Annotated in this window: 9 protein-coding genes; all 9 read right to left on the bottom strand. The window is 31.4% G+C overall.

Going from position 1 to position 10669, the window contains the following annotated elements; all coding sequences use genetic code 11:
- Window positions 1-258 precede the first annotated feature (258 nt).
- The 9 genes from ABD730_RS05720 to ABD730_RS05680 all read right to left on the bottom strand — a co-directional run bounded on the left by ABD730_RS05720 (window position 259) and on the right by ABD730_RS05680 (window position 10475).
- A complete protein-coding gene (locus tag ABD730_RS05720; protein ID WP_344713185.1) occupies window positions 259-903 on the bottom strand; it encodes an alpha/beta hydrolase in 645 nt (214 codons plus the stop codon).
- The gene (locus ABD730_RS05715; protein ID WP_344713183.1) at window positions 900-2117 is read right to left on the bottom strand and encodes a cyanophycinase; all 1218 of its coding nucleotides are present in this window, start codon (window positions 2115-2117) and stop codon (window positions 900-902) included. The genes ABD730_RS05720 and ABD730_RS05715 overlap by 4 nt, the downstream gene beginning before the upstream one ends.
- A 253-nt stretch (window positions 2118-2370) precedes the next feature.
- Window positions 2371-3195, bottom strand: a complete 825-nt coding sequence (locus ABD730_RS05710) for a hypothetical protein (protein WP_068484998.1) — start codon at window positions 3193-3195, stop codon at window positions 2371-2373.
- A gap of 1416 nt (window positions 3196-4611) precedes the next feature.
- Window positions 4612-5769 (bottom strand): RNA-binding domain-containing protein, encoded by a 1158-nt coding sequence (locus ABD730_RS05705; RefSeq protein WP_344713174.1) that lies wholly within the window; start codon window positions 5767-5769, stop codon window positions 4612-4614.
- Complete coding sequence (locus ABD730_RS05700; protein ID WP_344713172.1) at window positions 5757-8390, bottom strand: TrlF family AAA-like ATPase; 2634 nt, start codon at window positions 8388-8390, stop codon at window positions 5757-5759. Before ABD730_RS05700 ends, ABD730_RS05705 begins: the two co-directional genes overlap by 13 nt.
- Window positions 8391-8392: 2 nt before the next feature.
- The gene (locus ABD730_RS05695) at window positions 8393-8617 is read right to left on the bottom strand and encodes a helix-turn-helix transcriptional regulator (RefSeq protein ID WP_344713170.1); all 225 of its coding nucleotides are present in this window, start codon (window positions 8615-8617) and stop codon (window positions 8393-8395) included.
- Between the two features lie 317 nt (window positions 8618-8934).
- Window positions 8935-9534: a hypothetical protein gene (locus ABD730_RS05690; protein WP_344713168.1), complete on the bottom strand. Its 600-nt coding sequence runs from the start codon at window positions 9532-9534 to the stop codon at window positions 8935-8937.
- Window positions 9535-9731: 197 nt separating this feature from the next.
- Window positions 9732-10040: a hypothetical protein gene (locus ABD730_RS05685; protein ID WP_344713165.1), complete on the bottom strand. Its 309-nt coding sequence runs from the start codon at window positions 10038-10040 to the stop codon at window positions 9732-9734.
- 39 nt (window positions 10041-10079) lie between these two features.
- The gene (locus ABD730_RS05680; protein WP_344713163.1) at window positions 10080-10475 is read right to left on the bottom strand and encodes a hypothetical protein; all 396 of its coding nucleotides are present in this window, start codon (window positions 10473-10475) and stop codon (window positions 10080-10082) included.
- Window positions 10476-10669 lie beyond the last annotated feature (194 nt).

The raw sequence follows: 10669 nt of genomic DNA, 5'->3' as shown, positions 1-10669 counted from the left end.
AAAATGTTAATATTAAAATAAAAAGTTGTTTCATTGTTCGGTTTTCAACTGTTTGGTAACGGTCTTGTATATGGCTCGTAGCGTGCAAATTAGCTGATTACATTCGGTTGAGCACAAGCCAGATTTTTAAATTTTACTACTTATTTTATTTTTTTGGGAAGTTGTCAAATTTAAAAATTTGGCGACTTTCCAAATATGCCTTAATTTCGTTTAATCAACTGATTAGCTATGAGATATATACGTTGTTACCATACGTTTTTATTTCACGATGTAATTTCCTTTCGACCATTTTATAGTTGGCTCAATCCACTCTTTAAGTGGTTTGAATAAAAACCCGTGTTCCATTCCTGTATTAAGTTCAATTTCTTTGAAATGTTCAATCTCGCAACTCGATGTTTTCTTTCGTTCCAATGCCGAAACTCCAAAAGGGTCAGTCTTTTCATAAATCGTTAAAATATTTCCGCAATAATTTATTTCGGGAATATTCTCGATGTCACTATTTCTAAAACTTGCGATAAAAACAAAATTCAAACTTGGATTATTTGCCAAAGTCGAAACATATTGAGCAATATATCCACCTTTTGAAGTTCCTACTACAGTTATTTTATTCGGTTCTGTTCCATTTTTAATTAAGTTGTCAATTTGGTTGACAATTCCGCTTGCATATTCTCTTGCGTTTACGTTTCCATTCCTTTTTTCGCTGACAACCTTTAATCCGCTCTTTTTAAACTTATTGATTATTTCATTATACTCAGTTCGTCCAAATTCGGGATGCAAATCGTTTAGTTCGTGTTCTTCTAAAAATCGGTTATGAAGAAAAAAAATAAATCTATCTTCATTCTTGTTTCCGCACGCAAATAAAGTTGAGCAAAAAATAATACCGATTAGAATATAAATTTTCATTGATTTACAGTCTTGTTAAATCTTTGGTTTAGGCTACCTATAAATTTGTGGGTTTTTTTATCAAATCCGATAATTTGTCCTAAACTGTCTCTTTTGAAGTGAAACCATAATTCTGCGTCTGTGTCAAAGAATAAATCTTTTTCATATGAGTAAATTGGAATGGGGTCGCGAACAATATTTCTACGTACTATTTGAAATTTTAAAGTGTCGTTTTCAATTACAATATTGTTATAAAAGACCTTACTTTTCTCATAAAGATAATTTCCAACATATTCTTTCTGTTCGTTGGAAGAAATATCTTTTTTTACTATAAACTTATTCTGCTGAACCCTTCTTTCCTTTAGATTGTATTTGTCTCCATTTTTTAAAAAATAGAATTTGTTTTTTCCAGTTTCGAGTGTGTCAATTTCATTGAAATAAGGCGACCAAAATGTTCCATCATAAATTGCTACATATTTGTCTCCAATAACCTCAAATTCATTTCCTTGGACTAAAATTGCAGTATGTTCATCGATGCCAACACCTAATAATTCTGGTCTATTTTTTAATAATTCAAACATATCATATTGTCTATTCCGATAAAGATGATGTTGGTCAAAAGCAGTATTCGTGACAAACCCAAGTCCAATTTCGGGACTTCCAATAATACTATAATTTCCATTTATATCTCTTCCACCTCTTGCCAAGTAAGAACCTTGAATTGAAGCACCAGCTGAAGTTCCTCCGATAATGCCATTGCGATTTAAAAGGTTAATTAATTCGTTGTGCGTTTTGGTATTCAAATATGCATCAGCTGTTCTCCATTGTCTGCCACCTGTTAACCAAACTGCTGTTGCAGTTTTTAAAGGTTTTACAAATTCTTCGCTATTAGCAATTAAAGTGTCTCTTGTGTGCATAAATTGAATACTATCAAATCCACGCTCCTTAAATTGACGTTCTAAAATCTTAAATTCTGGGTCGTAGTTAATTGAACTTTCATCAAAAGCAGTTGGAATAACAACAAGTTTGGCGGATTTTCCACCTGCCAAATCAAAAAACACTTTCCACATTTCATCTGTCATTCCATCATTTTTTCCACCACCACCAATAAGCAAAGCACCATTTTTTGGTCCGATTGATTGGCTTTTGCTTGTGTTCGCTTTGTTCTCTGAATTTTGGCAAGAAATTACCAAAATAAGTAGTGAAAATAGTGTTAGGTTTTTAAGGATTTTCAATGTCAATTTTCTAATGTTCATAAAATGCAGAATGTTTCTTCAAAATGTATGGTAACGGTCTTGTATATGGCTCGTAGCGTGTAAATTAGCGATTATTTTCGGATTAAGCACAAGCCAGATTTTTAAATTTTACTATTTATCTTTTTTATTGGAAATCGTCAATTTTAAAAATTTGGCGACTTTCCAAATATGCCTTAACTTCGTTTAATCAACTAATTAGCTATGAGCTATATACGTTGTTGTAGGCAGTTTTTTATATTGTTGTAATTGAATTTGCTAATCTCTTTTCGTTTCCAATTGGTGTTGTATAATATCGCTGTTCAATTCCGTACATTAATTGCTTTAAATTTTCCTCCGAACCAATATTAAAATTTCTGTCTTCGTCTGAAAATTCAAGGTCATTGCAATATTCCTTTATATAGTCATAGATAGAATTTCTTTGTTGAGGATTAAAAGCATTAAATGTGTCCATAGCCATAGCAATTCTTTTTCTATTCGCCTTTTTTACTTTTGATGCATCATAATCGTCTGTTAAGTTAATGAATTCGTTCTCAAGGAATTGTTCAGTGTCTTCTTGTGTTGCTTCTCGATATAAAGTTCCGATTCCAGAAAATATTGTTGTGATTGACGTCAGTTTTTTGAAGTAGAGTATATCTTCTTCGCTGTCATAAATCGCATCTGGTAATTCTTTCAAAATAATTATCGGATTGTCATTTTGAATTTCTGGTTGGTTAGATATTGTAAACCATTTCCGTCTAATAGTTTGGCTTCTCGATAACTTTTGAAAGTAGTAATATTGGTTATCTTGATAAGAGCATAAATATTTAAGTCTATTATAATCCGCAAGAGCAATTTGATTATATTCCGCTGAATTAAAGTCCGTTGTTAGTATATCGATACAGAAATCAGTTTCGGAAAAATCTTCTATTCCAAACCATTCATCATCTTCAAGCTTATAATCAGTATCGTATTCGTGTGGATTGTCCAAGTCGTCTGGTAAGTTAAAAATATCCTCATCGGATATCATTTTGACGTATTCTCCATTACGTCCTGTTTTTTTTGCAAGTAAATGGTTCATATTATTTTTTTATGTCGATAAACGTGAAATTATTTATTCTTCTTAATTGTTCTATTTTGATACTTTTTGGGTCTTTTAACTCTTTTCTTGTTATTACAAAAAGTTGAACATTATTGGTAGTATTCAGGTAGTAGAAGTGATATCTAAACACTAAAAAAAGAGGATTGAAATATAAAGTTTGGGATAAAAATGTAAAAATAAATAATATCGCAAACACAAATATTAGTGTTTCAACGTAGGGAACACTTAATGCTACAAAAAAGTATCCTAAATAACTCGGTAAAAAGGCGTTATTGGCTTGTTCAATACTTATAATTGAAGCTTCTTGAATATTATCTTTACTTAAAAATCTTGCAATCAAAAGGCTGAAATAAGTCAGTCCAACAGGAATAAGAAAGTAAATGATGTACGATACGTAATTGGGTAAGTTGATTAATCGGCAGTCTATTTCATTAATCAGAACTTGCTCTTTGACTAAAAAAACAACGATTATCAATGATGTTGCATTGAAAGTTAGTAGTAATCTGTATAAAAAGTTCATTCAGTCATTTGGTTGTTAGTCCGTTTCTTAAATTGCCTACAACGGTCTCGTATATGATTTGTAGCGTTGTTTCAGCAAGTAAGTTAGCAAATAATAACGGAAATAGAAAAACCGAGAGGTTTTTCGACAGTAGGCAAGAAGCAGCTATAAATTATATACATTGTTGGCTAACGTTTTTTCTTTTTACGAACTACTCCTTTGTGTATTTATAGGATCTTTGGTTTTTCGTACGTTGTTTCGTTTTTTACTTAAATGTCAAAAAAATCTTCAAATTATTATTCCGTTTTTTTCCGCAAAGAGCATCAGTTTTGATTTTCGGCCGAAATTTCGTGACATCAGAATCGATTGATTTAAACAACTAATTTCAATTTTTTAAAATTGCGAACAGTTCAGCCGTACGTTTTGCCATTCCGCTTATCAGCCAAAAGTTGAGGATTGCTATAATTTTGAATTAAAGAACTGAAGTTGGGTAAGTCGAAATTCGTGCGTAAAGTTCCGCAAGAGTAAGAAATTCCAGTGTAATATTTTTTTAACGTTCAGCTTTAAATTCCAACGTATTTTTCTGAAGCAAGTAAGCACAGAATTTCGTAAAATCCTTGAAATTGTTGGCACGCGCAAAATGTTTGCCAACGGTCTAGTATAAGAATAGTAGCGGATTAAAATGCACTAATTTTCGGTTAAACACAGACCTTTTTTATATTTAATTACTTTGGTTTTAACACTAAAACCGCTATTATTTTTATACATTGTTGTGTTTTCGTACTTTATTTTCCGTTCAGTTTGTAGCGTTGGCAAAGACATACTCTTTTGCAATTTTTGGCTTGTGATTTGGCTGTAGCGAATTGCAAATGTGTATGGCTTTTAGCGTTGGCATTTTATTCTGTTCGTTTTATTATTGACGTAAATACCTCTCTATCCACATCGTTTATTAGTTCCAAATCAGGTGAATTCTCAATTGCTCGTGGAATTCCACTACCAACTCCGACAAATGGAAGGATGTATCTAGCATTTGTAAATAGTATTGGATTTCGAGGAATAGAAGTTCCAATTTTTATGTTATCAATTGTCAAAGTATTCGGTAGTTTTCCGGGACTTATAATTTCTATTCTATTGTCAAATATGAATACTTTAATAGTAGATGAAATAAAGTAATCTCTGTGGATTAATGCGTTAACAAGCAATTCCTCAATTGTTTGGATTGGAATTTCTAATTCAGACTGACTATTAAATCCATCCTTTGTTTGTTGCTTTCGTAAGTTCCTAGTTATGAATGAAAGCGTTTTTTCGTATAGTTCTTTTAAATTTCCACTGAATGGTTCTTCTTTGTCGCGATATTCATTTGAACTTATGTCATTTCCAACAATAGATACACATTGTACAGTGAAAGTTGGTCTAAATTGTTGAGGATTTTTGCCAAATAAAAGTAAACCTCCTAGGCTCAGTTTTCCTTCCTTAATCATTCCTAGATTAGAAAGTACAGCCGATGTTGATTGACCTAATTCCTCAATAGTTTTCTTCGTTTTTGAAATAATAAATTCCTTAAAGAAATCTTCATCTAGGTCATTCACGGTTGTGCCGTTTACCAATGTTTCATCTGCAAAAAGATTTCCGCTACTTTGAAGCAATCTGGCAATTTCCTCTTTTGCAATTACTTTTCTTTTATCAGAACCATTCTTTACCCAAATTATACCATTGTTGTCCATATGCGGTTTACTACTACCCTCGGAAATGTGAGCAACAATTACATATTGTTCTTCAACTTTTACGGTTTCGGTATATATATAAATAGGTGCTTTTACATTATTTGAAGCCGAATTGGCTAAAAGTTCGTTGGTAGCTTGTAATTCTTCAAATGAAAGTCCATTAATTTCTCCTGTTTTATCGTCAACACCAATAATAATTAAACCTCCTTTCGTGTTTGAAAAAGCAACCATTTCAGCTCCGATTGAATTTGCATTATTCACTCTAACTTTAAATTGAACTTTGCTGGATTCTCCCATTTGGATTAAATCCAATAATTCTAATGCGTCCATAATTCGTAAATTCTTTTTCTATTGTTAAATGCTTCCTTGCCACCTTCCATTATGTTTACTATTTCTTTCCTGATTGTTTCATCATCGATACTCCCAAGATTTGTTTTTATGATATTCGAATCATATCTGCAAGAAACAATCTGTTCGCAATCTCCAAGAACTGGGATATTAGGATTATGTGTTGCAAATATAAATTGAGAGGTGTTTTTCAATTCTTTCAATACTTTTATAACATCATTATAGATAGTCTGATTATCTAAATCATCTTCTGGTTGGTCAATAATTATTAAATCGCTTTCTCTGAGTGTTAATAAAAATATGATTAATGCAGAAGCTCTTTGCCCTAAAGAATGTTCGTTCAAAGACCTATTTCGATAAATAATTTCAAATTTATCAGGAATTCTATAGGTCAAAAAGGCTTCGATATTTGAGTTAAAATACTCTTTAAATGTATGAAGCTGTACATCAGAAAGACTTGTAGAAATTGTACTATTTGGTTGGTTCAAGTCTTCATATACTGCAATCAAATCACTGTAATTATCAATGATTACTTGAATATTATTACCTCTTAAATTACTGCCTCTGAGATTCTCTTTTAAATATGATTCAAAATCTTGCTTGTTTCCTTTAAACTCAACAGCAATTTTGATTGAATCTTGGTCATCATTAACTTTTTTTATTTCTTCTTGGACAATTTCAAATTCGTTATGCCAAAGCTTTTGTAATGAAATAAGAGTTTGTTTTAGCTGAGTTTCTAACTCTTTTTTCTTTTTAGAGAGTTTATCTAACTCGGATAATTGAGCTTTGGACAAATCTAATTCCTTGGTGTATTTTACATAGTCATCGGCCTGAATATTTGGTAAATTTATTTCACGTTTGATTTTAGAAAACTCTTCTTTCAGTTCTTCATACTTAACATTGAATCCTTTATGTAATTCTTCAAGCTCCAAGTTTTCAGCAACAAGCCTTGATGAAAGTGTTTTGGCTTCAAGAAAAATATTTTCAAAGGCTAGGAAGTGCTGCTTTAATTTATCGATGTCTAAACTGTTTTCTTTTGATGAATATGCTTTAAAACTTTGAAAACTATCTTCATATTCTCCAACATAATCATTAAGACCGTCTATTACTTTTTGCTCGAACTTCTCTAGACGTTTTATGAAATTGCTGTCCTTATCGAACGAGATTTGCTTTTCAAGTTTTTTGTCTATTTCATTATCCTTAAAAACTTGAATCTTAATTTTCAATTCCGCTTGTTTAGCTTCGATATCTGCTTTTCTAGCAACTTTTGAATCAATTTTTTTGAGTTCACTGATAAGTCTTAACACCTCTTGATTTTTTTCGTCAACCTCTCGCTTTTTATTAAGCAAACGGTCGCCAATCAGTTTACTTATCAAATATTCAGTTGATAAAGAATCTCCTATCTGAGAAAGGTCTTTCTGACCAAAGTAAATTGGTTTTTTTACAATGGCATTTGGTTTTAGCCCAAGTTGAAGCTCGCCATCTTGATATATGTTAGTTCTATCGCCAAGTATTTTTTCAGCTATGTATTCTTTACCTTGGTCATCGACTAAAACAGAAGTGATTTTTCCTCCGCTGCCCAATAGAGCATTTACTAGATTAGTTTTATATTCGAAGTCAACATTTTGGTTTCTAGTTAAGTCAATATCTAGAGAATATCTAATTGCTTCTAAAATTGAAGATTTACCACTTCCTCGTATACCAATCAAGTTATTCATAGAATGATTTAGATGAAGTGTTGAGCCATCTAACTTTCCTCCTTTAAAACTTATGGATTTAATATATCCATTAACCGGCTCTTTGGTTTCATTAGCTTGTCTATATTTTTGGTCAAGTAAGGCGTATTTTATTGCTTCAAAATTAAAAGCCCCAATTTTTAAGAAAGTTTTTTGTGTAATGTTATTTACGGAATTACCTGTTCCAATATCTTCTATTTTTTTAGCGTCCGAACCTTCCACAAAAACAGGTAAGTCATTATCAAGCCATAAATTAAGCTTGTCAATTATGTCTCTTGTCCTTACTTTTTGAAAACCTAGAACTGTTTTTCTGAATAGCGGATTCTTGCCTAATTCTTGAATCCTTCCACCATCTAATTCATTATAGAAACCACTTCTTTGTTCGATGTGAGCCATAATGATGAAATAATCTTTCTCAAAGGCATTTAATTTTTTGATGGTTTCAGTCAAATTATCATTTGAACGACCATTTTCATTTTCATAATTATGCTTTCCCGCAAATGTTTGAGTTATGAATTGGTTAATATAGTCAGTACTGTTTTCAAGCCATTCTAAAGGATTAAAAATAACAAGGCAATGGATTCCGTTTGCTCCGTCATTTACGGATAACTCAACTCCTGGCAACACATAGATTTCTTGCTTTCTAGCTTTTTTTGCAAGGGCTTTATATTCATTATAGTCAAATTTATTATGGTTGGTTATGGCAGCAACGCCTATACCTTTTTGACTTAATTGGTGTACATAATCAGAAACAAAGGAATTGTCTTCACCTTGATAGATAAATTCTTTGTCAGCCTTTGTATGCAAATGGAAGTCAGTTCTTAGCCAAGTGCTTCCATTTTTGAATATTTCAAATTCTTTATCCATTTCTAATCGTCTTTAGTGGAAACCAATAATTCTCTTATGTCAACATCCAAAACCTGAGATATATCTGTTAAGACCTGAATACTTGGCTGTGTATTATTGTTACAATAATTTGTAACGACCACATAACTTTTTCCAATTTGTTCAGCAAGCCAAGTTTGAGTTCTTCCTTGTTCCTTTAAAACCTTTTTAATTCGATTCATTGGTTCAGTCTCTTTGAGTTCCGACATTAATACGCAAAGATACATTTAATTATTAAAATACAATATAAATATGTATTGGTATTCAGTAGTGTTCTTTGTCAGAGCGTTGGCAGGAAATAGCTCTTTTGGTTTTATTAGTAGTTGGCTTTAAGCGTTGGAAGAAAACCAAATGTGCTGTTTGTGCGGTTGGATTTTGTATGAAACACAACGGTCTCGTATATGATTTGTAGCGTTATTTTAGCAAGTAAGTTAGTAAATAATAACGGAAATAGAAAAACCGCGAGGTTTTTCGACAGTAGGCGAGAAGCAGCTATGAATTATATACATTGTTGCCACACGTTTTTTTATTCAATTTCTTCTAAAATATAATCTTCTTTCTTTTTGTCAAATGTTGTGACATAAATTTTATTTCCAACTTTCTTTTTTAGGATGAACGGAATATAAATATCAGTAAATAATATATCAAATCCGTTATAATTTATTCTTTCCCACTTTAATTCCGAATTTTCCATTGACCAACCACTGCTTGTATAAACAGATTCATTTACAAAATGAATAGTGTCAGTCCATTTTTTGAAATTTCGGATATATTTATTTCCAGTCAATTTAAAATCAGCTGAATTATTTTTCAAAGAATCATCTAATTTTTTATACACAAGTTTTGAGTTACCATAACTAAAACCACTTAATTGAAAACTGTCTTTAGTAATCGGTTCAATTATATCAGATAGATACGGTTCAGCTTCATCAACAACGAATTTATTTCCTTTAAGTTTAAATTTGAATGAACTTATATCTTCATAAAAAAAGTCATATTTATATCTTTGGATTTTTAATGTTCCGTCATTAAATTCCCATATTTCATTAAAAGGAACTCCTGATAAATCATATTTCAGAGTGTCATTTTCTTCGTGCTTATAGGCTGAAATCCAAGTTCCATTCAATTTTTTTTCATTTTGACAAGAGTTCAAAATGAAAGCGAATATTAATATGTAGACTGATTTTCTCAAATGTGTGGCAACGGTCTTGTGTATGATTAGTTGCGTGATTTAAGCACTAAAGTTAGCAAATAAAAACCGAATAGAAAGTCCGCGAGGACTTTCGTAAGTAGGCTATAACCAGCAATTAATTATACACGGTGTTAGGCAACGTTTTTTAATTCGGTCATTCGTTTGGTTAAAAATTCAGCTATCTTATTTTCTATTTCTTTTATGTCTGTTTCTTCAACTACTTTTGCTTTATAATTTTCTCCCAAGTAGATTAAAAATTCCATTTCACAATATTTCATTTTATCACTAGAATAATAAAATATTTCTCCTGCGAAATGATTTGATTCGAATTGAATTCCCTCACTAATTGGATAGTGTTCAGATTTATTAAATTCCAATATTTTCAATTCCGAGTATTGAGAAATTTGGTGCTCTTTAAATGTCTTTAGTATAGAATTCAAATAGTTCATATTTTAAATATCGAGAAACTTTGTCATTTATTAATTCGAGTCCAAAAATATATTCCGATTTTTTCCAACTACAGCAACTGATAATCCAGATATTACTAATTCCGCAGCTTCTTTGTTATTATCAGAAAATCCAGTTAAATGATGCCACGGATTGTCTTGTGCAACAGTAATTTTATAGTATTGCTTTGTATCCATTTCAATTATTTTCACTAAAACTTGCCAATCTTGGTAGTCATCTTTGTTCGTGAATAATAGTTCAGCGTGCGAAGTAAATACCCAAACAGGTGCGTGGTCAATCGATTCGAGAGTTTTAATTAAATCGCACATCATTTCAGGCATTTTCTTCCATTGAGAAGGCCATTCATTCGGATTATAAAACTCAAGTAAAGTTCTTCCTTTTTGTCCAGATATTGGTTTTAATTCCATTTAGTTTAGTTTTTTTCTCAAATGTTGCCTAACGTGTTTGTGTATGGTTAGTTGCGTGTTTCAGCAACTAAATTAGCAAACTTTTACGAACCCGAGAAAATTCCGCAGGAATTTTCGCAAGTAGGCAAGAACCAAGCAATTAATTATACACGGCTTAAGTTTACAATTCATTAAATTTAAGGATAAATCAGAAA

It is taken from the genome of Winogradskyella damuponensis (genome assembly GCF_039538385.1).
In the GTDB taxonomy this organism is placed as follows: Bacteria; Bacteroidota; Bacteroidia; order Flavobacteriales; family Flavobacteriaceae; genus Winogradskyella; species Winogradskyella damuponensis.
This window is presented reverse-complemented; position numbering and strand designations above follow the sequence as displayed.